The organism is Nonomuraea sp. NPDC004186, assembly GCF_053603495.1.
The window spans coordinates 65,904-90,465 of sequence record NZ_JBSGFQ010000051.1 but is presented as its reverse complement, the minus strand read 5'-3'; the positions used below and the strand labels follow the sequence as shown (position 1 = coordinate 90,465).

The 24,562-nt window shown below is 74.6% G+C and carries 17 protein-coding genes; 11 read left to right on the top strand and 6 right to left on the bottom strand.

Annotated features, from left to right (window positions below):
- Positions 1 to 74: 74 nt before the first annotated feature.
- The gene (locus ACWEPL_RS34990) at positions 75 to 611 is read right to left on the bottom strand and encodes a TetR family transcriptional regulator (protein WP_452438725.1); all 537 of its coding nucleotides are present in this window, start codon (positions 609 to 611) and stop codon (positions 75 to 77) included.
- A gap of 86 nt (positions 612 to 697) precedes the next feature.
- Between ACWEPL_RS34990 and ACWEPL_RS34985 the strand changes: the two genes are divergently transcribed.
- Together ACWEPL_RS34985 and ACWEPL_RS34980 are read left to right on the top strand one after the other, a co-directional pair.
- Positions 698 to 1,912, top strand: a complete 1,215-nt coding sequence (locus ACWEPL_RS34985; RefSeq protein ID WP_363969404.1) for a cytochrome P450 — start codon at positions 698 to 700, stop codon at positions 1,910 to 1,912.
- A 13-nt stretch (positions 1,913 to 1,925) separates the two neighbouring features.
- The gene (locus tag ACWEPL_RS34980; protein WP_363969406.1) at positions 1,926 to 2,126 is read left to right on the top strand and encodes a ferredoxin; all 201 of its coding nucleotides are present in this window, start codon (positions 1,926 to 1,928) and stop codon (positions 2,124 to 2,126) included.
- Between the two features lie 63 nt (positions 2,127 to 2,189).
- Here the strand turns inward: ACWEPL_RS34980 and ACWEPL_RS34975 are convergent, their stop codons facing one another.
- Positions 2,190 to 3,644 carry a PucR family transcriptional regulator gene (locus ACWEPL_RS34975; RefSeq protein ID WP_452438724.1) on the bottom strand — a complete coding sequence of 485 codons (1,455 nt, stop codon included), beginning with the start codon at positions 3,642 to 3,644 and terminating at the stop codon, positions 2,190 to 2,192.
- Between the two features lie 106 nt (positions 3,645 to 3,750).
- On the opposite strand from ACWEPL_RS34975, the gene ACWEPL_RS34970 reads away from it, so the two are divergent.
- Genes ACWEPL_RS34970 through ACWEPL_RS34955 form a run of 4 tightly spaced genes read left to right on the top strand, consistent with a single transcriptional unit; the run spans position 3,751 to position 7,934 of the window.
- Complete coding sequence (locus ACWEPL_RS34970) at positions 3,751 to 4,644, top strand: ABC transporter substrate-binding protein (RefSeq protein ID WP_452438723.1); 894 nt, start codon at positions 3,751 to 3,753, stop codon at positions 4,642 to 4,644.
- Positions 4,641 to 5,480 carry an amino acid ABC transporter permease gene (locus tag ACWEPL_RS34965; RefSeq protein WP_363969412.1) on the top strand — a complete coding sequence of 280 codons (840 nt, stop codon included), beginning with the start codon at positions 4,641 to 4,643 and terminating at the stop codon, positions 5,478 to 5,480. The genes ACWEPL_RS34970 and ACWEPL_RS34965 overlap by 4 nt, the downstream gene beginning before the upstream one ends.
- Entirely contained in the window at positions 5,477 to 6,238 is a 762-nt protein-coding gene (locus ACWEPL_RS34960) for an amino acid ABC transporter ATP-binding protein (protein WP_449904708.1), read from the top strand. The genes ACWEPL_RS34965 and ACWEPL_RS34960 overlap by 4 nt, the downstream gene beginning before the upstream one ends.
- 16 nt (positions 6,239 to 6,254) lie before the next feature.
- Positions 6,255 to 7,934: a thiamine pyrophosphate-binding protein gene (locus tag ACWEPL_RS34955; RefSeq protein ID WP_452438722.1), complete on the top strand. Its 1,680-nt coding sequence runs from the start codon at positions 6,255 to 6,257 to the stop codon at positions 7,932 to 7,934.
- Here the strand turns inward: ACWEPL_RS34955 and ACWEPL_RS34950 are convergent.
- Both ACWEPL_RS34950 and ACWEPL_RS34945 read right to left on the bottom strand, forming a co-directional pair.
- A complete protein-coding gene (locus ACWEPL_RS34950; RefSeq protein ID WP_452438721.1) occupies positions 7,931 to 8,767 on the bottom strand; it encodes an NmrA family NAD(P)-binding protein in 837 nt (278 codons plus the stop codon). The two genes, ACWEPL_RS34955 and ACWEPL_RS34950, sit on opposite strands and share 4 nt — an antisense overlap.
- Positions 8,764 to 9,495 (bottom strand): hypothetical protein, encoded by a 732-nt coding sequence (locus tag ACWEPL_RS34945; RefSeq protein ID WP_452438720.1) that lies wholly within the window; start codon positions 9,493 to 9,495, stop codon positions 8,764 to 8,766. Before ACWEPL_RS34945 ends, ACWEPL_RS34950 begins: the two co-directional genes overlap by 4 nt.
- A 209-nt stretch (positions 9,496 to 9,704) precedes the next feature.
- Between ACWEPL_RS34945 and ACWEPL_RS34940 the strand changes: the two genes are divergently transcribed.
- The 5 genes from ACWEPL_RS34940 (at position 9,705) to ACWEPL_RS34920 (ending at position 22,102) form a co-directional block, all read left to right on the top strand.
- On the top strand, positions 9,705 to 10,571 hold the full coding sequence (locus tag ACWEPL_RS34940) for a DUF4132 domain-containing protein (RefSeq protein WP_350732156.1): 867 nt from the start codon (positions 9,705 to 9,707) through the stop codon (positions 10,569 to 10,571).
- Positions 10,568 to 15,388 (top strand): DNA-binding protein, encoded by a 4,821-nt coding sequence (locus ACWEPL_RS34935; RefSeq protein WP_452438719.1) that lies wholly within the window; start codon positions 10,568 to 10,570, stop codon positions 15,386 to 15,388. The genes ACWEPL_RS34940 and ACWEPL_RS34935 overlap by 4 nt, the downstream gene beginning before the upstream one ends.
- Before the next feature lie 74 nt (positions 15,389 to 15,462).
- Positions 15,463 to 16,593: an ATP-binding protein gene (locus ACWEPL_RS34930; protein ID WP_350732152.1), complete on the top strand. Its 1,131-nt coding sequence runs from the start codon at positions 15,463 to 15,465 to the stop codon at positions 16,591 to 16,593.
- On the top strand, positions 16,590 to 20,144 hold the full coding sequence (locus ACWEPL_RS34925) for a vWA domain-containing protein (protein WP_452438718.1): 3,555 nt from the start codon (positions 16,590 to 16,592) through the stop codon (positions 20,142 to 20,144). Before ACWEPL_RS34930 ends, ACWEPL_RS34925 begins: the two co-directional genes overlap by 4 nt.
- Positions 20,141 to 22,102: an SWIM zinc finger family protein gene (locus ACWEPL_RS34920; protein ID WP_452438717.1), complete on the top strand. Its 1,962-nt coding sequence runs from the start codon at positions 20,141 to 20,143 to the stop codon at positions 22,100 to 22,102. The genes ACWEPL_RS34925 and ACWEPL_RS34920 overlap by 4 nt, the downstream gene beginning before the upstream one ends.
- A 37-nt stretch (positions 22,103 to 22,139) precedes the next feature.
- Here the strand turns inward: ACWEPL_RS34920 and ACWEPL_RS34915 are convergent, their stop codons facing one another.
- A complete protein-coding gene (locus ACWEPL_RS34915; protein WP_452438716.1) occupies positions 22,140 to 23,945 on the bottom strand; it encodes an alpha/beta fold hydrolase in 1,806 nt (601 codons plus the stop codon).
- Positions 23,942 to 24,481, bottom strand: coding sequence for a TetR/AcrR family transcriptional regulator (locus tag ACWEPL_RS34910; RefSeq protein WP_363969430.1), 540 nt, complete (start codon positions 24,479 to 24,481; stop codon positions 23,942 to 23,944). The genes ACWEPL_RS34915 and ACWEPL_RS34910 overlap by 4 nt, the downstream gene beginning before the upstream one ends.
- Positions 24,482 to 24,562: the final 81 nt, after the last annotated feature.

The following is a 24,562-nucleotide window of genomic DNA, read 5'->3' as shown; positions in this document are numbered from 1 at the left end:
GATGATGTGCACCACGCCCTGACCGGCGTCGCCCATCGGATGGAGCCTGATGCCGAACTGCGCGAGGCCCGCCTCTACGAGTACGAGAACTGGCCCCGCGGCGGCCGCCGACCCCCCGCCCACGTCCTCCGGCTACTCGCAAGCAGCCCCGCGATCATGCCCAACGCCGTCACCAGATCCTCGGCGGTGACGTGCTCGCGCACGCGGCCGGCCTCCCGCGCTCTGGCCAGCGGCCCCTCCAGCAGCGCCTCCACCTGGTAACGCAGGCTCATGATGCGCGGATCCGTGGCGCTGACCATCGCGATGAACGCCGTCGAGGCGATCGCCTGATCGGTCGTCAGCGCCAGCACGTCGTCGAGCGTGGCCGCGGGGTCGGTGGCCAGCGCCTCCAGCGCCTTGATGCCGTCGTCGAACACGGCCAGCGCGAGGCTGACGCGGTCGGGGAAGTGCCGGTAGAGGCTGCCCTGGCCGACCCCGGCCGCCCGCGCGATCGAGGTGAGCGGCGCGTCGAAGCCATCCGTGGCGAACAGCTCGCGGGCCGCCTCGATCAGCGCCGCGCGGTTCTCGGCGGCGGCGCTGGGGCCTCTGTTGGGTCGACGCGTGTTGGGCATAGGAGTACGGTAGCAACCGGACGACATCGTCCGGTATTCCTGGAGCGCAACATCGCCAGTTCCGTACCCTTTTGAGGAGATACCGCATGACGCAGAGCGAGCAGGTCCTGAGCTATCCGATCCCGAGCGAGGCGGCGCTGGAGCCGCCTGCCGAGTGGGCGGACCTGCGGGGGAAGTGCCCGGTCGCGCGGGTCACGCTGCCCAGCGGCGACGAGGCCACGCTGCTCACCCGGTACGAGGACGTCAAGCAGGTGCTGGCCGACCCGCGCTTCACCCGCCTGCTGAACGCGCCCGACGCGGCCCGGCTGTCGGCCAACGACGACGGCGGGCTGTTCAGCAGCGAGATGGCGGCGATCATCCCGGACAGCGGGGAGCCGCACCAGCGGTGGCGGCGCCTGGTCGGCAAGTACTTCACCGCCAAGCGCATGGCCGCCCTGCGGCCCGCCATGGCGCAGATCGCCGAGCAGCTCATCGACGACATGGTCGAGCACGGCGCCCCCGGCGACCTCAAGGCGTCCCTGGGCTTCCCCCTGCCCGTGTACGTGATCTGCGACCTGCTCGGCGTGCCCGCCTCCGACCGGGACCGCTTCGCCCACTGGTCGGACAGCCTGCTCAACCTGACCAAGTTCACCCAGGCGGAGACCGACGCCTCGCAGGCCGAGTTCATCCAGTACATGTCCGAGCACGTGGCCGCCAAGCGGGTGACGCCGGGCGACGACCTGCTCAGCGAGCTGATCGAGGCCAGCGCCGCCGAGGGCGAGGGCCTGACGGACGTCGAGCTGCTGGCCACCGGGATGGGGCTGCTCGTGGCCGGGCACGAGACCACCGCCAACATGATCGGCAAGATGGTGGGGATGCTGCTGGCCGACCGCACCCGCTGGGAGCGGCTGCTGGCCGACCCGTCGCTGGTGCGTACGGCGGTGGAGGAGGTGCTGCGCTTCGACGCCAACTCCGGCTTCGGCCTGCCCCGCTACCTGAAGGAGGAGACCGAGGTCAGCGGCACGGTGCTGCCCCGCGGCACGACCGTGATCTGCAGCATGGCCGCCGCCAACCGCGACGAGAGCGTCTTCGACGCGGCCGCCGAGATGGACCTGACCCGCACCCCGAACCCGCACCTGGCCTTCGGCTCCGGCTCCCACTCCTGCCTCGGCCAGTCCCTGGCCCGCACCGAGCTGCAGGTCGTCCTCGAGGTGCTGCTGCGCAAGCTGCCCACCCTGGAGCTGGCCGTGCCGGTGGAGGAGCTGCACCGGGTGGAGGGCCTCGTGGTCGGCGGCCTGCGCCAGGTCCCGGTCCGCTGGTGAGGAGGAGACTCAGATGAAGATCATCGTGGACGAGGCCAAGTGCTGCGGCGCGGGCCAGTGCGTGCTGATCGCGCCGGAGGTGTTCGACCAGAACGAGGACGACGGCATCGTCATCCTGCTGGAGGCCGAGCCCGCCGCGGACCGGCATGCCGCCGTGCGTGAGGCCGCCGCCGTCTGCCCGGCGGCCGCCATCCAGGTGGACGAGGACGCCTGAGCCCTGACCGCGCCCGCCCGGCCCCGGGCCACCCGGGGCCGGGCATCCCGAGCTGTCGCGGCGTCAGTCCATGAGACCGAGCTGGCGACCCGCCCGCAGGGCCAGCCAGACCTCCGCGAACGCGGCGGTGGACGTCAGGTCGCGGCCCGTCAGCTCGGCGAACCTGCGCAGGCGGTAGGCCAGGGTGTTGGGATGGATGTGCAGCGCGGTCGCGGCGTCCTCGGTGCGCCGGTCACGCTCCATCCAGGTCCGCACGGACGTCAGGAGCTGGGACCCGTGCGCGGAGTCGTAGGCGAGCGCCTTGCCGAGCACGTTCTCGACCAGCGCGGTGAGCGCCCACGGGTCGTCGGGCAGCCACCGGCCGGTGGTGTCGTCGCCGTAGTGGATCAGCGCGCGTCCCGACTCGGACGCCGAGGAGGCCGCCCACACCGCCTCCCGCTTGGGGATCTGCATGGATTCCCCCGGCGGGAACGGCCTGCTCATGCCCGCCGCGACGCCCGGCAGCGCGGCGATCGCCGGGCCGAGGGCGGGCGAGCCGAGCACGTAGCGGTCGTCGCCGCGGCGCAGCATCAGGTGCGGCGCGTCGTCGAGCGCCCGGTGGATGGCCTCGTCGGGCACGTTCCTGATCACGAGGAGGGCCAGCTCGGCCTCCACGGGGATGCCCATCCTGACCAGGCGCCGCCGCGCCGCGGCCGGGTCGAGGACGTCCTGGAGCAGCTCGGACAGGGTCTCGGCGCCCTGGCGGCGTAGCGTCTCGCGCTCGTTGCGGGCCATGGCCACCTGCAGGGCGGCAACCGTGGCGATGTGCTGCACCACGGCCAGCCCGGCGGGCCTGGCCCCCTGGCGCTCGAAGGCGACGAGGAAGCCCGCCGGGCCTCCCGGCGCGGGCACGGGCAGGACGAAACCACCGGGGATGGTGGGCGGCGCCTCCGGCTCGGAAGGCAGCACCGCGACGTCGGGCACCGGCACCCCCGGCAGCAGTGGCCGCCCCTGCGTGGTGCACAGATAGACCTCGTATCCGGACAGCCGCTCCAGCCGCTTGAACAGCGTCGCGCTGTCGAGATCCTCGGCCGCCAGCCAGCGCAGCGCCCCGAACACCTGCAGCTGCGCGCCGAGGCGCTGCCTGGCGTCCTCCTGCACGGCCGCGGCCACCTCCTGGGCGATCGCGATGAACGGCACGGCCAGCGGCACCTCGAGCACGGGCATCCCCCGCTCCTCGGCGGCCTGGATGAACGCATCCTGCAGCGGCGGCACGTGCAGCGCCGCCGACAGGGCGAGCGCCGACACGCCCGCGTCGTCGAGCCGCTCCAGGTAGGCGCGCTGTTTGGCGGCCTGGCGCGGGATCGCGATCCCCGTCGTCATGATGACCTCCGCGCCGAGCAGCCACGGCGTGGGGTCGTCGAGCTCGCTGACGTGCGCCCACGACACCGACCGCCCCAGCCCCGCCTCACCGGCCAGGAGCCGTAGCTGGAGTGCGGGAGAGCGCAGCAGGTCCTCCACGGACACCTTTGTGGTCACCCACAAAGGATATGGCGGGTCTTGAGTGCTGCCCCGATTGAAGGTTGGGGGTACGGCCTTCACACTCGGTAGTCATTCGCCCCTGTTCGGGAAGGCACGGCACCACATGAGAAGAGCACTTGCCATCACCCTCTTCGCCGGATTGGCCCTCACCGGCTGCGCCGCGCCCGAGGAGACCACCACGGCGGCCGCCCCCAAGACCGAGATCGCGGCAGGCGCGAAGGACGAGGCGGCTGCCCAGCTGCTCCCGGCCGACATCCGGCAGGCCGGCAAGATACGGGTGGCCTCCGGCGTCTCCTTCCCGCCCATGGAGTTCTTCGACACCGACAACAAGACCGTGCTCGGGTTCGACGCCGACCTCGGCAAGGCGCTCGGCGAGGTGCTGGGTGTGGAGTTCGCCTTCGAGAACGTCAGCTTCGACGGCATCATCGGCGGCCTCAACGCGGGCCGCTACGACCTCGGCCTGACCAGCATGCTCGACAAGAAGGAACGCCAGGAGCAGGTGGACTTCGTCGACTACCTCAAGTCCGGGTCGGCGCTCATGGTGGCCAAGGGCAACCCGCAGGGCGTCAAGGAGGCCCTCGACATGTGCGGCAGGAAGGTCGCGGTCGAGAAGGCCGCGACCGGCGACCTGCTCGTGGACGACGTCACGAAGAAGTGCGCCGGGGCCGGAAAACCGGCCGTGGAGAAGGTCCCCTTCCCCGACCAGGCGAGCGCCGTACAGGCCCTGCAGTCCGGGCGGGCCGACATGGTCGCCGCGCTCGACCTGACCCTGGCCTACAGCGTGAAGCAGGCTCCGCAGCAGTTCGAGGTCGCGGTGAGCGCGATCGACCCGCTTCCCGTCGGCATCCCGGTCCCGAAGGGCAAGCCGCAGTTGCGTGACGCCGTTCAGGCCGCGCTGAAGAAGCTCATCGCGAACGGGACCTACGACCAGCTCCTGGCCAAGTGGAACCTGCAGGCGCAGGCGTTCAAGGACGCCGCGATCAACGCGGGCGCATGACCAGCGCCCGGGAGCACATGACCGAGCCGATCGTGCCGCTGCGGCGGCCCGGCCGGTGGGTGGCCGCCGCGGTGCTCGCGGTGCTGGCCGCGATGGCGGTCAACTTCGTGGTGACCACCCCGGCGCTCCGGCCCGACCTGGTGGCCGGCTACCTCTTCGAGCGCTCGATCATGCGCGGGCTGCTGCTCACGGTCGAGCTGACGGCGCTGGCCATGCTGGCGGGCGCCGTGCTCGGCACCGCGCTGGCGATCATGCGGCTGTCGGACAATCCGCTGCTGCGCTGGGTCGCCGCCGCCTATGTCTGGCTCTTCCGCGGCACGCCCATCCTGGTCCAGCTGCTGTTCTGGTTCTTCCTGGGCGCCGTGATGCCGCGGATCAGCCTGGGCGTCCCCTTCGGCCCCGAGTTCTTCTCCGCGCCGGTCAACGCGCTGATCACGCCGTTCACCGCGGCCATCCTCGGCCTCGGGCTGAACGAGGCGGCGTACATGGCCGAGATCGTCAGAGCGGGCATCGGCTCGGTCGACCACGGGCAGCGGGAGGCCGCCGAGGCGCTGGGCATGCGGCCCGCGCTGGTCTACCGGCGCGTCATCCTGCCCCAGGCGGCCCGGGTGATCGTGCCGCCGACCGCCAACGAGGCGATCTCGATGCTCAAGCTCACCTCCCTGGTGCTGGTCATCGGCCTCCCCGACCTGCTGACCAGCGCCCAGCTGATCTACGGCCGCAACTTCCAGCAGATCCCGCTGCTGATCGTCGCCAGCCTCTGGTACCTCGTCCTGACCACGCTGCTGACCTTGGCCCAGTCACGGCTCGAACGACGGTTCGGAGGCCGATCGTGAACGAACTGCTCAGCGCGCGGGGCGTGCGCAAGAGCTTCGGGAAGGTCGAGGTGCTCAAGGGCATCGACCTGACGGTCCACGCCGGCCAGGTGGTGTGCCTGCTCGGCCCGTCGGGCTCGGGCAAGTCGACCTTCCTGCGCTGCGTCAACCACCTCGAACGGCTCGACGCCGGGGAGATCTGGGTCGACGGCCACCTGGTCGGCTACCGCCGCTCCGGCGGCAAGAAGTACGAGATGCGCCCGCGCGAGGTGGCCGACCAGCGGCGGGACATCGGCATGGTGTTCCAGCGCTTCAACCTCTTCCCGCACCGCACCGCGCTGGAGAACGTCATGGAGGCGCCCGTGTACGTGCTCGGCCGCCCCCGCGAGGCCGTCCGGCAGGAGGCGCTCGACCTGCTGCGGCGGGTCGGCCTGGAGGAGCGGGCCGGCCACCTCCCCGCTCAGCTGTCCGGGGGCCAGCAGCAGCGCGTGGCCATCGCCCGGGCCCTGGCCATGAAGCCCAAGCTGATGCTGTTCGACGAGCCGACCAGCGCGCTCGACCCCGAGCTCGTCGGCGAGGTCCTCGACGTGATGAAGGACCTGGCCGGAGCGGGGATGACGATGGTCGTGGTGACGCACGAGATCGGGTTCGCCCGCGAGGTCGCCGACCACGTCGTCTTCATGGACGACGGGCTGGTCGTCGAGGCGGGACCGGCCGCCGAGCTGATCGCCCGGCCCAGGCACGAGCGGACCAGGGCCTTCCTGGCCAAGGTCCTGTAGAGGAAAGGATCCGACCATGTCACGGGGACAAGCCGTGCGGACGGGCGGCGACCTGGTCGTCGAGTCGCTGGCCGCGCTCGGCGCCACCACGGTCTTCGGCGAGCCGGGGCAGCACGCGCTCGGCCTGTTCGACGCGCTGCGCCGCTCTGACCTGCGCTACGTGGGGTGCCGTACCGAGCTGAGCGTCGCCTTCGCGGCCGACGGCCACGCCCGCGCGACCGGCTCGGTCACGCCTTTGATGGTCTCCACCGGCCCGGGCGCGCTGGGCACCCTCCCCGCGCTCATGGAGTCCCGCGCGGCCGGCGTCCCCGTGCTGGTCGTCAGCAGCCAGATCCCCGCGGACGGGCTGGGCGGGCGGCGCAAGGGCTACCTGCACGAGCTGCCGGACCAGGCCGCGGCCTTCAGGGACGTCGTGAAGTCGGCCCGCGTGGTGCGGACGGCCGGGCAGATCGCGCCGGCGCTGGCCGAGGCGTGGGAGCTCGCGCTGACCGCGCCCGCGGGCCCGGTCCTGGTGGAGATCCCGCAGGACGTGCTGCTCGCCGAGACCGGGATCCCGGCGGTGACCGAGCTCCGGGTGGCGCCGAGACCGCTCGCCCCGCGGGCCGAGCTCGTCGCCGCGGCGGCGGACCTGCTGGTACGGGCGGCCAATCCGGTGATCCTGGCCGGCGGCGGGGTGGTGCGCGCCGGCGCCCAGGCGGCCCTGCTGGAGCTGGCCCAGGAGCTGGACGCGCCGGTCGCCACCACGTTCGGCGCGAAGGGCGCCTTCCCCTGGGAGCACCCGCTGTCGCTCCAGTCGTGGCTGGAGGACCGGCACCTGACGGCGTTCCTGGAGGAGGCCGACGTGCTGCTGGTCGTGGGCTCGGGGCTGGGGGAACTGTCCAGCAACTACCACACGATGCGGCCGCGGGGCCGGGTGGTGCAGATCGAGGCCGATCTCGGCAAGCTCGAGTCCAACCATCCGGCGCTGGCCGTGCACGCGGACGCCCGGGCGGCGCTGGAGGAGCTGGCGCGGGCCGTGAAGGGCGCGCGTACCGGCCGGGACGGGGCAGCGGGCCGGCCGGGGGCCCAACCGGCGGCCCAGTCGGCGGTGCGGTCGGCGGCCCAGTCGGCGGTGCGCGACGTGCTCGGGCGCGTCGCCGCGCGGCTGGACGCGCAGGACCTCGCGCTCGAACGGTCGCTGCTCGCGGCCATCGACCGCGCGCTACCGGAACAGGCCCTGAGCTTCTGGGACATGACGATCCTGGCGTACTGGGCCTGGTCCGCCTGGCCGCGGCCGATGGAGTCGGCGCAGGGCGCGGGCGGGCTCGGCTACGCGCTGCCCGCCGCGCTCGGCGCGGCCGCCGCCACCGGCGGGCCGGTGCTCGCGGTCAGCGGCGACGGAGGGGCCATGTACGGCCTGGCCGAGCTGGCCACGCTGCACCAGCACCGGCTCGACGTGACCTGGCTGATCGTGGACGACGGCGGCTACGGCATCCTGCGCGAGTACATGACGGACGCGTTCGGCGCCGCCACGGGGACCGAGCTGGCCAGGCCGGACTTCGCCGCCCTCGCGGCGGCCTTCGGCGTGCCGGCCCGGCGCACCACTCCGGAGGACCTGGAGAGCGACCTCGCGCGGGCGCTGCGGACCCCGGGGCCGAGCGTCGTCGTGCTGCCCGCGACCCTGCGCATGTTCGCCCCCACCCACCTGGCGGGCTAGCTCTTGCGGAAGGCGTCCGCGTGGTCCCGCGCCCACTGCTCGAACGTGCGCGGCGGCCGTCCGAGCACGTCCTCCACGGTCGGGTGGACCGTCGTCTCGTCGAGCGTGCCGTCCACGAAGAACTGGAAGAAGGCGTCGACGTACTCGACCGGCATGCCCGCCTCCATCTCGGCGCGCGCCTGGCTGTTCGTCAGCCCTTCGCACCGCAGGTCCCGGCCCAGCACCTGGGCGAGAACGGCGACCTGGTCGGCGGGCAGCAGCGCGCGGGAGCCGGTCAGCTCGTGGATCCGGCCCTCGTGCTCGCCGCTCAGCAGCGCGCGGGCCGCGACGGCCGCGATGTCGTACGGGTCGACGGCCGCGACCGGCACGTCGGCGAACGGCACCCGCACCACGTCGCCGGCCTCGAGCTGCGGGAGCCAGCGCAGCGCGTTGGACATGAACGACCTGGGCCGCAGGAAGGTCCAGGCCAGACCCGACTCGCGCACGGCCCGCTCCGAGAGCGTCATGTAGCGGGAGACCGCGTTCCCGAGGTCCTCCAGCGCGGCCGAGCCGCCGGACAGGAGCACGACGTGCCGCACGCCGGCGTCGCGGGCCAGGGCCAGCAGCCCGGGCATGTCCGCGTAGCCCGGCATGAGGAACAGCCCCTGGGCGCCGTCGAGCGCTCCGGCCAGGCTCTCCGGCCGGTTGAGGTCGCCGGTCACGGGCTCGGCGCCGGCCGGGAGGGCGGCGCGGCGCGGGTCCCGGACGAGCGCCCGGACCGGCCAGCCGGCCGAGGCCAGCGCGGCGACGAGTTCGGAGCCGACGTTACCGGTGGCGCCGGTCACTAAGATCATGCCGCCAGCCTATCGGGGGTCACAACCGCCGGACGCAGGTGACGGAGGCCGCCGACGATGGCCGTCTCGGTCCCGAACACGGTCTTGCGCTTCTTGGTCTTCGGCGCGGTCAGGCAATTGCCGGGCTCGTACCTGGGGCCGACGTCCGTGGCGTCCTCGCCGGGGCCGACGCAGACGTACGAGCCGTTCCACTTGTAGGCGTACGACCAGATCCTGCGCTCGCACGCCTTCTTCGTCCTGGTGAAGGAGCGGATCCTGCCGGGGCCGTGGGCGTCGAAGCAGGCCCGTTCCTGGACGTCGCCGTCCTGGATGAGCGTGCAGTCGCCGGCCTTCAGGACGCCGCCGCCCTTGCCGGGGTCCCCGGGATGCGGGCCGACGCGGTTGCGCAGGCAGGCCGTCCGGGAGCCCGCCGGGTCGTCCAGCCAGCCGTCGGAGTCGGGCGGGCACTTCGCGGCGCCCTCGCCCTGGGCCACCAGCCGGATGATCCGCACGCCGGCCGTCGCCAGGGTGCAGTCGACCGGCGCCGGGACCTGGGTGTCCGGTTTGGGCACCCGGACGTCGAGGCAGAGGCCCTGCGCCCAGGCCACCGGCGCGCTGGGGGACGGCGTGCCGGCGGACGGGGAGCTCGCCGTGGAGGGGGTCGTTTCCGCAGGTCCGTCGCCGCTGCACGACGTCAGGGACAGGACCGCCGCCAGCCCGCCGATCACGATCGAAGACCTGCCGCCCACGAACCGTCACCCCCGCGCGCTCGCCCGTCGCGACGATCGTCGGGCACGGCCCGCACCGTGACAAGACCGCTTGCCCGATAATTCGCGAGATCCACGCATTTGTCGGTCAGGGCCGCTAGGTTCGGCGCAACAACAGCGGCAGGGGCACGGAAAGCCCTGCTCATTCGAGGTTTCATGCCCGGATTCGGGCGTCTGGAAGGCGGGGACCGTTGGGTTGGCTGGCAGCGGGCGACGGGTACGAGGTTGCCCTGATAGAAGGCCGGGTGGCGGCGCGAGCCACCTCCGGCCGATCGGCGGGACGGCAGCTGAAATCGCTGCCGAAGGCGTTGCGTGATCACCCCGAGGTGGACCGGCTGCGCCGGTTCGCCGAGTGGCTCGACCGCCACGCCGCCGCGTGCGTGGCGCAGGCGGACCTGTGGATGGTGTCGTCCCTGCCCGTGCCGACCGGGCTGCTGGCCCGGGTGTGGCCGGACGAGGCGTGGCAGTCGGCGCTGCGCGACCTGGCCGTGGTCGGCGACGACCCCGACGAGGTGGGCTTCCTGCGCGACGCCACCGAGACGGGCGAGCTGCGCGTGGTCAACCTCGACGGCGAGACCGTACGGCTGTCGCCGCGCACGGTGACGCTGCCCCACCCGGTGCTGCTGCCCGACCTCGACGACCTGCGGGAGTTCGCCGCCGAGCTGGGCGTGGTCCAGAAGGTCGAGCAGATCCACCGCGCCACCTGGCGCAAGCCCGCCGACCTGGACGTCAGGGCGACGACCGTGACGGAGTTCTCCGGCGGCACGTACGACTCCCGCTTCGGCCTGGCCGCGCGGGCCACCACGCTCGGCTACCGGGTCACCGGCGGCTACGCCACCTGCCGGGTCCGCGACGCAGGGGCCATCACCGAGGCGAGCGTCTGGATCGGCGAGCCGTACTGGGAGGACGAGGTGAGCACGGGCGGCCTGACCTGGCAGGACCTCGACGGCAGGACGCTGCCGCTGCGTGAGGTCGGCCCGGTGGCCTGGTCGGAGGGGATGCGGATGGCCGCGGCGCTGTACGCGGGGCGCAAGGTCGAGGAGGGCAAGGACGCATGAGTGAGCAGCTGCTGAAGGCCGGAGCGATCCTGCCGCCGGACACCGAGAGCGCGGTCGAGGGCGCCGTGCCGATGACCGCCCGCCGCTACCGTCACCCCGTGCTCGACGACCGCGTGGTCGTGCGCCTGGTCGCGGGCGAGCTGGGCGCGGCCGAGGACCTGGCCGCCGGGTTCCTGGGCCTGGAGCCCGACGGGGAGCCGGCGGTGGTCGGGCTCGGGTTAAGGCGTTCGCTCGGCTTCCCCGAGTGGGTGCTGGTGCACTACCCCGGCGACGGGCAGCACGCGCTCGCCGTCGTCCCGGAGCTGGAGCGGATCTCCCGCCAGGCCAAGTCCAAGCCCAAGAACGCGCTCGACGGCTACCACGAGCTGGCCCGCCGGCTCGGCGCGTCCGTTCCGCACTTCCTGCCCACCTTCTACGAGCAGGCCGGGCGGGTGTTCATCGGCGTGGAGAACGCCACCTACGCCTCCCAGATGTTCTCCAGCGCCCGCAAGGCGGAGGCCGAGCACGGGCTGGAGGTCGACGAGGACCGGCTCGACTCGGTGTTCCTGGAGTTCGCGCTGGCGGGGGCGCTGCCGGTCAAGGTGCTGTCCGGTTACGCCAAGGAGCTGGCCGCCCGGGTGTCCGCCGACGAGGCGCTGCGCCGCTTCTCCCAGCTGTGCGTGCGGCGCACGGCGGGCGGGATGCCCCCCTCCGCCCAGATGGCCACCGACCTGCGCCGCCTGGCCAGGGCGGCCGGCGTGGACGCCGACGCGACCGAGCAGTCGTACCTGCGCGAGCTGCTCGCCCTGCCCGCCACCCTGCGGGCCGCCACCGGCTGGTGGAAGGCACACCGCGCGGCGATCGGGGCGCTGGGCGCGCGCGAGCCCGAGGTGCGCGCGACGCTGCTCGCCGTCATGCCGCAGAGCCACGACAACGACGTGCCCGGTGTGTGGCTGGACGTCCTCGAGGCGGCGGGCGCCGTCGACGACCTCGTCTCGGGCCAGGTGCCGGAGGACGGCGCGTCGGGCTGGCTCCGGCGCTTCCTCACCACCCGCAACGCCACCTATGGCCTGCCGCCGCGGCTGCCGGTCCTCTACACGCTCGTCGAGCGGGCCGCCGACCGGCTGCGCGCCGAGCTCGCCGGCACCACGACCCGGCTGACGGACCCGTACGACGTCGATCTGCTCGACCTGTTCCTCGCGCTCGGCCTGCCCGTGGCCGACCCCGGCGAGGGCGACTACCTGCGGCTGGAGCACTGGGCGAAGGGCGAGGGGCAGCGCGACCTGGCCGCGCTGGCCGCCGACGGCCGGTTCACGGCGGCCTTCCAGCGCTCGGCCGACACGTTCACCGGCGACTCCGACGGGCTGCGCGCCGTCCGCCTGCTGGCCGCCTCCGACGGCAGCCGGCCGATGCTGGCCGAGTGGGTGCGCAAGGTCTGCGCGCGGTCGACGTCCGCCGGGCTGCCCGAGCTGCCCGAGGCGCTGCGGCGGCTGTCCTGGCTGCCGGGCGAGGCCCTGGTCCTGGCCGAGGACGAGGTACGCCAGGCCGCCGCGGCCGACGTCTCCCCCGTGCTCGCCCGAACGCTGCGGACCGGGATCTTCGATGAGCTGGGCTGGCCGGCCTGGGAGGAGGCCGCCGCGACCCTCGTACCGAGGAAGGACGTCGACGACATCGTGGTCGCCGACGCCTGGCCGTACCTGATCGCGGCGGGCTCCCGGCAGGTCCGCGTGCTCGATCGCGAGGGCGCCGTGCTCACCCACGACCTGCGCATCCCGCCCAACGACACGTATAACGACATCGGCTACCACTACGTCGACGGCGACCTGTTCGTCTACTGGCAGTCCCGCACCGCCGACTACGCCTACCGCGGCTACTGGCACACCTCGGCCGACCGCGTCCACGCCGTCGAGAGCCAGAGCGGCAGCACCCGGGGCACGCGCATGGACTGGTACCGCGGCGACGACGCGGTCACCCTGGCGCTGCCCGGCGGCGGCCGCACCACCGGGCTCGGCGTGGTGCACGCCGGCGACACCACCGTCCCCCTCGAACGGTCCGTGATCACCGACGGCACCTCCTACTGGGTGTGGACCTGGGACGGGTCCGACCACGACACCCTCGGCTGGCACGAGTACGACCCGGTCAGCGGGGAGCACGGCAGGAAGAGCATGCCCGCCTTCCTCACCGACATCCCCGCGGGCACGACGTTGCACGGGGGCTGGCTGCTGCCCGCCCCGTCCGAGGAGGCGACCCCGGGGAGCGTGCCCGTGGGCGGGCTGCTCGGCTGGCGGGTGACGCGGCTGCCCGACGGTTCGCTGCGCGGCGAGGACCTGTCCGGCCGCGCGATCACCCTCCCGCCCGACGGCGGCAAACCGGCGCGCATCCTGACCTTCCCCGGCACCGACCGGCCCGTGGCCGTCCTCAAGGGGAGCTACCGGGTCGAACTGGTCGATGCCGACGGCGTGCGCGTCTCCACCGCCAAGACCGACGCCGCTCCCGGCGCGTTCGGCGAGGGCACGATCATCCTGCCGCCGCTGCGCTACTGGCACCACCTGCGGGCGAGGGACCCCGAGGGGTCGGCCGCCCTGCGCGAGCTCGGCCCGGACACCGCTTCGCGGCTGCTGGCCGCGGCCCGCGAGGAGGACCTGCCGGCGCGGATCCGGGAGCTGCTGCCCCAGGTCAGCCACGACGGGCTGGTGGCGGGCATCGCCGGGATCGTGCGGTTCGCCGGCGCGCAGCAGGCCTCGCTGGACGCCGTCGCCGCCAGGCTCACCGAGGCACTGGCCGGCGGACACCGCGAGCAGGCTCCCGTGGGCCCCACGGACTACGAACTCCAGGAGGCGCTCAGCGGGCTGGACATCTCCACCTCCTACTACTGGCGCCACGAGACCGACGGGGCCTTCCAGCAGGTCCGGAGGATCCAGGCGCTGGCGGACGACGCTCCGGCCGGGGTGGGTCACATCCACCTCGACCGGCCGGAGCTGCCGTACTCCAGCCTGGACTGGGAGCCGATGCTCGACCACCTGGCCGCGGTGGCCTACCGCACCGGATCGGCGACCATCGCCGAGGAGCACCGCGTCACACAGGAGCGGCTGCTGCAGGCCCTGGCCGAGGCCGGGCTGCCCACGGCGGCCGACCCTTCGCGGTGGCGCCGCGTCGCCGTCCACCTGCCCAACCGGTACCTGAAGAAGCCCGACGGCGAGTGGCGCGAGGGCAACTGGTTCGGGGGCCTGCCGCTGGAGGGCGGCGCGTTCCTGGTGCTCTTCGGCCACGACTCGCCCGACGACTCCGCGACCCGGTGGACGGCGCTGTTCCACGACCCGTCCGGGCGGTTCGACGTGCCGCAGCCGTACACGCTGAGCTCCTCCGGCCCGGTCGGCGTGGATCGGCCGCAGGGGTGGCTGGAGGCGTTCCGCGCCGAGCTGGCCGAACGCGGGCCCGCGCCCTGGCGGCCGGAGGCGGCCGAGGAGTTCTCCCGGCTCACCGGCGTCTCCCTGACGATGGCCCGGCTGGTCGTGGCAGGCCTGCCGTCCGTCGACTCGTACGAGCACTCCTTCCTCGCCAAGGAGACCCGCACCACGATCGGCGTGAAGGTGGCCGACGCCGCCATCGCCCGCAACGAGCTGCGCAAGATCGGCGCGGGGATCCGGCGGGCGGTCGTCGCCGCGCTGCTGCCTCAGGAGCCCGCCCGGCTCTGGAGCGACGGTCCCGACGTGGCCGCCGCGGCGGCCGTCTGGAACGACAGGATCGGCCACCAGATGGCCGTGCCCGAATGGCTGCTCGGCGAGGCGTCCCGCACGGTCAGGACCGGGTGGGACACCGGCCGCGCGCTGCGCGCCCTCATCGACCCGGCCGGCGAGCCCGAGCTCGGCCGCGACCTGGCCTGGGCCATCCGGGGCGACCGCGCCCACCCCGCCGACCAGAACGCCACCGGCTTCACGGCCGACACCCTGCACACGGCCATCGTGATGTCGCGCTGGCTCGCGCACCGGCTGCCCGCGGGCGACCCGATCAGGGCCGCGCTGCCCGGCGCGCTGGCCGCCGTCCGCGACCGGCTGGCCGCCCCCGGCCTGCTGCTCGACCTCGGCCGGTACGTCGACCTGCCCGCCTTCCGCAAGGCGGCCGGCACGCCCACCGAGACCGGCGAGGGGTACGAAAGGTACGGCGCCGTCCTCATGGCCACCCACGACGACCGGCCCGCGCCCGCCGTCCGCGTGTCGCTCCTGGACGAGGCCGGCGACGACCCCTACCTGCGGGCCCTCATCGGCTCGGAGGGGTCGTTCCCGGCCATGGAGGCGCTGCGGACCGTCCGCGGCCCGCGCTTCGAGGCCCTGCTGGCCGACCCCGGGGACCCGCTCGCCGGGGAACGCGGGGCCGACGGCACGTGGTGGCCGCAGGACCCCAGCCGTTCCGTGCCCCATCTGGTCGTCGAGGTGGCCAAGGAGTTCGGGCTGGGCGAGGACGCCGCGACCGCGTACCTGATGCTGCTGGCCATGCCCGACCCGGCCGACCGGAACGCGGCGCGGTGGACCGGCTGGAAGCCCGCCCGGCTCAAGTCGGCCCACGCCGAGCTGGCCGACACCGACCTGGTCGTGCGGGCCACCCGCGAGCGGGCGGGGCGGTCGCTGTTCCTGCCCGGCGGGTGGACGGCGCAGAGCGCGCCGCGGCTGCCGCTGGAGCAGTGGAAGCTCGCGATGTTCGACGTGACGGAGTCGACCGGGGTGCCGCTCGTGCCCGCCGAACCCGCCGCCGACCTGTACGCCAGGGCCTGGGGACGGGTGCGGGACGGCGACGCGCCGCGCTTCGAGGAGCTGAAGGTGAAGCGCGGACGCCGCCGCTGACCCTGCTCGGGGCGCGCCCCTTCTCCGGGGCGCGCCCATTCCATCCACCGATGACTCAGAGGACTTCTCTTCTCATGACCTTGACCGAAGATCGCGCCCCCTCGGCCCGGCAGGTGCTGCCCGCCGAGGAGCGCCACGCCGCCGAACTCGCCTTCCTCGCCGCCCACGACTCCGGCCCCCGCCCGCCCGGCTGGGCGCTGACCCCGCGCGCGGTCGTCACCTTCATCTGCGGCAGCGGTGACGAGACGCTGGACGGCCGGATGAAGATCGCGCCCAAGTTCGTCGGCGAACGGGCCCTCGTCGAACGCTGCGTCGTCACCCTCGCCGGCGAGCGCGGCCTGCTCCTGGTCGGCGAGCCCGGCACCGCCAAGTCGATGCTCTCGGAGCTGCTGGCCGCCGCCGTGTGCGGCACCAGCGCGCTCACCGTCCAGGGCACCGCCGGCACGACCGAGGACGCCTTCCGCTACGGCTGGAACTACGCCCTGCTCCTCGCCCAGGGCCCCAGCCGGACGGCGCTCGTCGACTCGCCCGTGCTGACCGCCATGCGCTCCGGCCGCGTCGCCCGGGTGGAGGAGATCACCCGCTGCCTGCCCGAGGTCCAGGACGCGCTCGTGTCGATCCTGTCCGACCGGCGGGTCAGCGTGCCCGAGCTGGCCGGGACCGAGGACGCGCAGGTCGCGGCGGCGTCCGGGTTCACCGTCATCGCCACGGCCAACCTGCGCGACCGCGGCGTCTCGGAGATGTCGGCCGCCCTCAAGCGGCGCTTCAACTTCGAGACCGTCGGCCCCATCTCCGACGCCGACGCCGAGGTCTCCCTGGTACGCCGCCAGGCCACGGCCGTCGTCGAGCGCGCCGGCGCGACCTTCGGGGTGGACGACGCCGTGCTCGACGCGCTGGTCACCGTCTTCCGCGACCTGCGCTCCGGCCGCTCCACCGAGGGCTGGGACGTCGAACGCCCCGGCACCGTCATGTCCACGGCCGAGGCCGTGCAGGTGGCGGCCTCGCTGGGGGTGGCGGCGGCGTACCTGCCCACCGGGGACGTGCTGGACCTGGTGCCCGGTCACCTGCTGGGGGTCGTGCGCAAGGACGACCCCGCGGATCACGGGCGGCTGCTGGGCTACTGGGACGGGCCGGTACGCAGGCGCGCGGAGGACGGGTCGGCGATGTGGCGCCGCCTGTGGGACCTGCGGGAGAACCTCCGTTGACCGCTCAGAGCCTCAATCCGCCCGCCCCGGATCTGGATCCCCGGGAGGCGGTCGCCGAGCTGGCGGCCTCGTCGCGGCCGTACCTGCTGGGGGTGCGGCACCACAGCCCCGCCCTGGCCGTGGTGCTGCCCGCGCTGCTGGACGCCGCCGACCCCGAGGTGGTCTGCGTCGAGCTGCCGGCGGACTTCCAGCCCTGGCTCGCGCACCTGGCCGACCCGGGGACGCAGGCCCCGGTGGCGCTCGCGGGGGCCCGGGTCGACGGCGGGCTCGGGTTCTACCCGTTCGCCGACTTCTCGCCCGAACTGGTGGCCATCCGGTGGGCCTGGAAGCGCGGGGCGGAGGTGGTCTGCTGCGACCTCCCGCTGTCCGACCGCGGCTGGGACGCCACCGCGCCGGCTCCCCTCGCCGAGGAGGCGGGCCCGCGTGGTGTCTCCTTCGCCGAGGGGCTGGCCAGGGCCGGCAGCGGGCGTGACGGCGACGACATGTGGGACCGCGCCGTCGAGGTCCTCGCCCCCGGTTGCGAACCCGAGGCCGTCCGCCGCGCCGCCCTCGGCGTCGGCTGGGCCCTGCGCCGCGACGCGGAGACCGCGGGCGGCGTGCCCGCGATGGACCTGGCCCGCGAGGACCACATGCGCCGCGTCCTCGCGGTCGCCGCGGCCGGTGGCCGCCGGGTCGCGGCGGTGATCGGCGCCTTCCACGCTCCCGCGCTCCGCCTGCCCTCCGACGAGGCCACCGGCCCCGCCGTGGGGCCGGCTGACGGGGCCGGGCCTGTGCCCGTGACCTCGCTCGTGCCGTACGCGTTCGACCTGCTCGACTCCCGGTCCGGCTACCCGGCCGGCATCCGGGACCCGCGCTGGCAGCAGGCCGTGTTCGCGGCCGGAGGCGATCCCGGGAAGGTCCGGGACGGCGCCGCGCGCGCCATCACGGACCTGTGCCGGGAACTGCGCTCGGCCGGGCACACCGCGGGCACCGGCGAGGCCGTCGAGACGCTGCGGCTCGCCTGCGACCTGGCCGGCCTGCGCGGCCTGCCCGCCCCCGGGCGCGGCGAGCTGCTGGAGGCGGTGACGACCGTGCTCGGCCAGGGCGAGCCGCTCGGCCGGGGACGTGCTCTGGCGCGGGCCCTGGACACCGTGTTCGTCGGCACCCAGCGGGGCAGGACCGCGCCCGGCACGCCGCGTTCCGGGCTCGGCCCCGCCGTGGAGGCCGATCTCGCCGCTCTGCGCCTCCCGTGTCCCGACAACCCGGAACCCCGGGAGGTACGTCTCGATCCGCTCCGCTCCGACCTCGACGCCCGCCGCGAGGTGGCCCTGCAGCGCCTCCTCGTCTGCGGCGTCAACTACGGCGAGCCGATCGAGGTGATGGGCACGGGCGACGGAGCCGCGCTCACCACCAGGTGGAGGCTGGCCTGGACCCCCGCGGTCCCGGCCCTGCTGGACCTGGCGGGCGTGCGCGGTGTGACCCTCGCCCAGGCCGCGGCCGGGACGCTGCGGGAGACGTACCGCCGCGAGTCGGCGGACGGCGGCCCGACCTGCGCCCTCATCCTCGGCGGCCTGCGCGCCGCGGCCGGCTGCGACCTGCCCGACCTGGTGGCCGACCGCCTCGCCGACGCCGCCGTCACGCTGCCCGCCACCGCGAGCCTCGCCGAGCTGCTCCAGGCCCTCGACCTGCTGGAGGCCCTGCGCCGTCGGCACCTGCCCGGCACCACGCCGGAGGGCCGCGAGCAGGCCGGAGAGCTGTCCGGCACCCTCCTGGAGGCGGCGGTACGCGCCCTGCCGGGGCTGGCGGGCAGCGATCAACCGGAGGACGCGGTCGCCCTGGTCGCCCTCGCCTCCCGGGCCGGCGAGGAGCGCCTGGGCCTGCGGATGGACGACGCTCTGGCGGTGCTCGCGCGTACGGCCTCGCCCCTCATGCAGGGGGCGGCGCTGGCCGCCCGCGTGCTGCTGGACCTGGACGGCCCGGCCTCGCTCGGAGACCGGGCGGCCGGCTGGATCGACACCGCCACCGGCCCCGACGCCCGCCTGCGGCTGGCCCGGCTGCTGACCGGCGTGCTCACAGCCGCCGGGCCGCTGCTCCAGTCGGCCCCGGCGGCGCTCGACCCGCTCATGAACCGGGTGGACGGGCTCACGGACAAGGAGTTCCTGGACCGGCTGCCGGCGTTGCGCGGCGGGTTCGACACGCTCAGCCCGGCCGGGCGCGCCCGGCTGCTGGGGGTCGTGTCCGAACGGCTCGGCGACCGGCTCGACGTGGCCCTGCACGCTCCGCCGGCGCTGCTGGCCCTCTGGACCGCCGCCGACGCGGCCGGCCTGGAGGCCCTGCGCGCGCTCCGGCTCCCCATCCCCATCGAGAGCACCCCGGCACCGGCGGATGAACCGCAGGCCGGGACCTCGGAGGAGCCGGAGGCGGTCGCCGTTCCCGTGACCGACATACACCGCAGGCTGAGGCCCGCGGACCGGTGGCGGTTGCTGCTCGGCCGGGAGTCGGAAAACCTGCCCCCCAACGCCCGCTCGTACGCCCGCGCCCTGGACGAGCTGTACGGGTCGGGCCGCGGCGAAGGCGCCAACGACTTCGGGCCCGCCCCGGGGGACGGGGGCGGCAAGGAGGCGCCGTTCCCCACGGCACGCGAGTGGTCGGAGGAGCTGGAGGCGCTGTTCGGCACCGAGGTACGCGAGGAGGTCCTGGCCCGCGCCGCCGACGCCGGACGCCATGACGTGCTGACCGAACTCGACCCCGCCTCCGTCCGGCCGTCCGTGGACCTGCTGACCTCCGTGCTGTCCCTGGCCGGTGGCCTGCCGGAGCAGCAGGTGGCCAAGCTGCGCCCGCTCGTACGCCGCCTGGTGGACGAGCTGACCCGCGAGCTCGCCACCCGCCTGCGGCCCGCCATGACCGGGGTCGCCACGCCGCGCCCGACCCGCCGGCCCGGCGGCAAGCTGGACCTGCCGCGCACCCTGCGCGCCAACCTGGCGCACACGCGCCGCCTGGACGACGGCCGGCTCGTGGTGGTGCCGGAGCGGCCGGTGTTCAGCACGCGTTCGCGCCGGGAGGCCGACTGGCGGCTGATCCTGGTGGTGGACGTCTCCGGGTCCATGGAGGCGTCGGTGATCTGGTCGGCGCTGACGGCCGCCGTGCTGGCGGGGGTGCCGACGCTGTCCACGCACTTCCTGTCGTTCTCCACGCAGGTGATCGACCTGACCGACCGGGTCAGCGACCCGCTGTCCCTCCTGCTGGAGGTACGGGTCGGCGGCGGCACGCACATCGCCGCCGGGCTCGCCCAGGCCCGTACTCTGGTCACGGTCCCGAGCCGCACGCTCGTCGTGGTGGTCAGCGACTTCGAGGAGGGCTACCCGATCGGCGGCCTGCTCGCCGAGGTGCGCGCGCTGGCCGGCTCCGGCGTGCACCTGATGGGATGCGCCGCCCTGGACGACGACGGCGTACCCCGCTACTCGATCCCTGTCGCCCAGCAACTCGTCGCGGCCGGGATGCCCGTGGCCGCGCTCAGCCCGCTCGCCCTCGCCCGATGGGTGGGCGACCGCCTCCGCGGAGAACACCGGTGAACCCCTCCACGTCAACCAGTCCCGAAACCGCTCCGGAGACCGTCCCGTCCGGCTCTCCCGGTGGCGGCGGGCCGCTGCCGCCGGTGACCCCGGAGGTGGTGGCCGCCGCCGTCGAGAGCCTGACCTCGCGGCTGCGCAAGAAGCTGGACGCGGCGATCGAACAGTACGCGGCCCTGCCCGTCACGGCCGGCGGGGAGGGCGTGCGGATCGCCTGCGGCGAGGACGCGGTCGTCACGCTCTCGCCGGGGCCGTCCGCGGTGATCACCGATGGTGGCCAGGCGTCGTGCAGTTGCCTGCTGGCGCCGCGCTGTCTGCATCGTGCGGCCGTACTGAGCGCCTGCCCGATCGGGGACGCGCTCCCCGGCGGAGAGGAGACCGCCTCCCGCGACTCCTCCGACGCCGAACCCGCGCTCGCCGGATCCGACGGCGCGCAGACGGCCGCGGAGCCGGAGGTCAGCGGCACACCTGACAGTGCGGCTGAGGGGGCAGACGAGGCGACGGGCCCCACGGCGGCGCAGGTGGCCGCCGCGACCGCGCTGTGGGCCGCTGCCGCCGCCGTGCTGGCCGCCGGGGTGCCCGCCGCCGGCGCGGTGCCCCAGGCCGAGTTGCTGAGGGCCGCGCACACCGCCCGCCTCGCGGGGTTGCCGGGAGCGGAGGCCGCCGCGCTGCGGGTGGTGCGGGGGCTGCGCGCCGCCCGCGCCCGCCACGACGGCCACCGCCTCGCCGACCTGGTCTCCGCCCTGCGCGAGCTGCTGCTCACCGCAGGCCGGCTGGCCGGGGCGGACCCCGACCCGGCGCTGGCCGGCACCGTACGGCGCAACTACCAGCCGGGCGGGAGCCTGAAGGTCTACGGGGTGTTCAGGGAGCCGGTGATCAGCGCCACCGGGTACGGCGGCGTGGTGACGCACGTGGTCGCGGAGGACGGCCGCTGGTATTCGGTGGCCGACGTCAAGCCGGGCGGATCGGCCCGTGCCCGTGGAGCCGCCACCGCGCCCGTCGCCATCGGCCCCGCCATGCTGAACCACTCCCAGCTCTCCCGTGCCGGGCTGCTGATCGTCGGCGCCACCGTCTCCCCGGACGGGCGCCTCGGGGCGGGCAAGGGCGTACGGGCCACGCCCGTCTCCGGCATGCCGTGGACGGAGGGGCCGATGGCGGCCCTGTTCGCCCGGCCGCTGGCGGAGGCGGCGGGCGCCCGGCTCTCCGGTCACGCCTGGAGCGAGTCGGACACGGCGGAACAGGCCCGCGAACCGGTCGGCTGCGACCTGGTCATCGTCGGCGCGGCAGGCGACCACGTACTGGCCCGCGCGGTGCTGCCCGATTCCGGGGGTGACGTGCGGGGCCACGGTCCGCTGATCCGGCTCGTCCCGGCCAGTCACCACCCCGAGCTGGCCCACGTCGACAACCTGCGGCGCCTCGCCTCCCGTCCGGGCCTGCTCGTACGGGTGGTGGGCCGGGTGGAGCCGGACCGGGTGGCGACGCTGCTCCCGCTGGCGGTCGGTCCGGTTCCCGGCACCGAGGCGACGCTGCGCCTGCCCCCCGAATGGCAGGGGCACGCCGACCTCGGGTACGACCGGCTCCAGGGAGCCCACATCCCGCCCCAGGACGCCTGCCCGCCACCCCCGGACGGCGACGAGGTGGACCCGGTGGCCGGCGCGCCGCTCTGGCGGGTGCGCAGGCTGGTCGAGCTGGCCGTGTCCGGCGGGAGGCGGGCGGTGGCCGAGTCGGCCCGCAACGGCGAGTCGTACGCCCAGCTGCGCAGCGCCGGGTTCCAGGCCGCCGCCGACCTGGTCACGGGGCTGACCGCCGAGGCGGACCGCCGGAGCCGTGACGTGTTCGGGCGGTTGACGGACACGGGGCCGGACCGGTACGCGTGGGCGTGGGTGGCCGCCGCCACCCACCTCGCCGCCACGGAACGGGCCATGATCCACGCCTCCTGGCAGCCCGAGGAGGCCCTCTGACCAACCCGGCCGTCACCCGGGTCGAACGTGGCGGCCCCTAAGACGGCACGGCGGGAGAGCTGGGCTCCCGCACCTCCGCCGAGGGGATCCGGATGGCGTGGGCGAGCTCGTCCGGGTGCGTCAGCTGGGGGTGATGGCCGGCGCCGGGGACGACCGTCACCGTGGCCCGGGGGAGCGTGTCCAGCAGCATGCGTCCCTCGGCGGTGAGCGGGTCGCCGGCTCCCACGATGACGTGCACGCTCCCCGCGTACCGCCGCAGCTTGGCCCGGAGGTCCGCGCGCCGGTCCTCCCGGCCGACGCCGGCCAGGAGCCGGGCGACGTCGGCGGCCACGCGGCCCCGGCGCAGGTCGGCGACGCTGGACTCCAGCGCCTTCGCGTACGCCACGTCCCCGGTGAGCCGCTGCGCCAGCGCCTCAGGGCGTACCCGGCCCAGATACCGGCGGCTCAGGAACGCCGACCGCGCGGCGAGACCGGCGCGCGCCTGGAGGAAGAACGGCGACACGAGCGTGAGCCGGTCCACCAGATCGGGACGCGCGAGTGCCGCCTCCAGGGCGGCCGCCGCCCCCACGGAGTGACCCACCAGGTGACGGGCGCCGGTCTCGTCCACGAGCGCGGTCAGCCAGCGCGGCCAGTCCCCGAGTCGCCCCGCGCTCAGCCCCAGCCCGGGCAGGTCCACGACGCGGGCGTGGTCCAGCGCCGCGGCGACCGGGGCCCAGGTGTCGGCGTTCACCGGCAGGCCCGGCAGGACCACGGTGGGCGCGTCCGGTTCGCCGAGTTCGAAGGTGCGGACCCCGCCGGGCGCGGTGAAGCGCCGCCGACCTGCGGGGACGGCTCCGAACCGGTGGGCCGCCAGGTGGTCGGCCCAGCGCAGGACGGACGTGGTGACGTCCGGCATGGCGAGGCCGTGCCGGGCGGCGAAGGCGTCCGCCGGACCTGTGGGGTAGCGGTCGTCCGAGAGGAACGTCAGCGTCTCCGGGTCGGCCTTGGTGAGCGCTCGGGGCAGGCGCTTCAGGAGGGACACCGGGATCCGCGTACGCGGCGCTCTGACCTGGTAGTGCTCCGCGACGCGGGCGAGCAGGTCGGGCAACGCGGGCGTGTCGTCGTCGAGCACCCAGTACGCGCTCCGCTCGGCGGCCTCGTCCAGCGGGAGCAGGGTCATGAACCGGGCCAGATGGTCGACCGTGACCACCGGCACGAACGTCGTGGCGGCTCCCGGCAGCGCCGCCATGCTGCCCTGCCAGATCTCCTTCACGCTCGACGCGAGGCCCAGTTGCTGGTCCGACTCGCCGGTGACGCTGTCACCGATCACGCTGGAGGGGTTGACGACGGACCAGGGGACGCCGAGCCGCTCCGCGGTGGCCTTGAGCACCGCGTCCGACTCGACCTTCGACGCCTCGTACGCTCCCAGCGCCTCGTACGTCTCCCGCCGTCGCTCGTCGCTCCAGGGCTCGGGGTCCTGCCCGCCCACCCGGTAGCCGGAGACGTGCACGAGGCGGCGCAGCCGGGGCAGCCGCGCCGCGAAGGCGACGACGGCGCGGACGCTGTCGACGTTGGCGCGGCGGGCCTCCTCCGCCGGCATCCCGAACCGGTAGGCGCCGGCGCAGTTGTAGATCTCGGTGACGTCCGCCGCGTCGCCGCGGATCAGCGACGGCGTCTCGAAGTCGACCCGGAGATCGGCCGGGGCCTCGCCGTGCCCGTGCTCCTCCAGCCAGCGGACCAGCCGCCGGTACGACTCGGGGCTCCGGGTGGCCGCGCTCACCCGTACGCCGGCCTGGCCGAGCGCGAGGATCAGGTGGCGTCCGATGAGCCCCGTCGCCCCGAACACCAGGGCGTGCCGGCTCATGACAGCCTCTCCCCGGCCAGGAGCGCGGCGATGACGTCGGCGGCGCAGCGCAGCGGCTCCACCGACCGCCGGGCGCGTGACATGATCATCGCCCCCTCGACCGTGCTGACCACGGCCGTCGCCAGCGTCCGCGCCGCGGCGGCCGGGCGGCCCTGGGCCACGAGGTACTCGGCCATGGGGTCGATCCAGGAGCCGAACGCGTCCGCGCAGGCCTCCCGCAGCCGCTCGCTCTGCGCGCCCATCTCCAGCGTGACCACCGAGACCGGGCAGCCGAGCTGGAAGTCGCTGTCCGTGAGCATGCCGGCCAGCACGTCGATCACGCGCCGGACCACGTCGCCCGGGCTCCCCGGTTCCAGCGCCGACTCGACCACGAGGGCGCGGAACCGCTCGGCGGCGAGCGCGACGGCCTTCTCGCCGAGCGCCTCCTTCCCCTCGGGGAAGTGGAAGTACAGCGATCCCTTGGGAGCGCGGGCGTGCTCGACCACGGTGTTGAGGCCCGTGCCGCTGTAGCCGCGGGCCTGGATCAGTTCGAGCATCGATTCCACCAGCCGTGCGCTGGTTTGCGCGCCTTTGGTTCCTATCATGCGGAAAATATAGACCGGTCTACCTATTTTTCC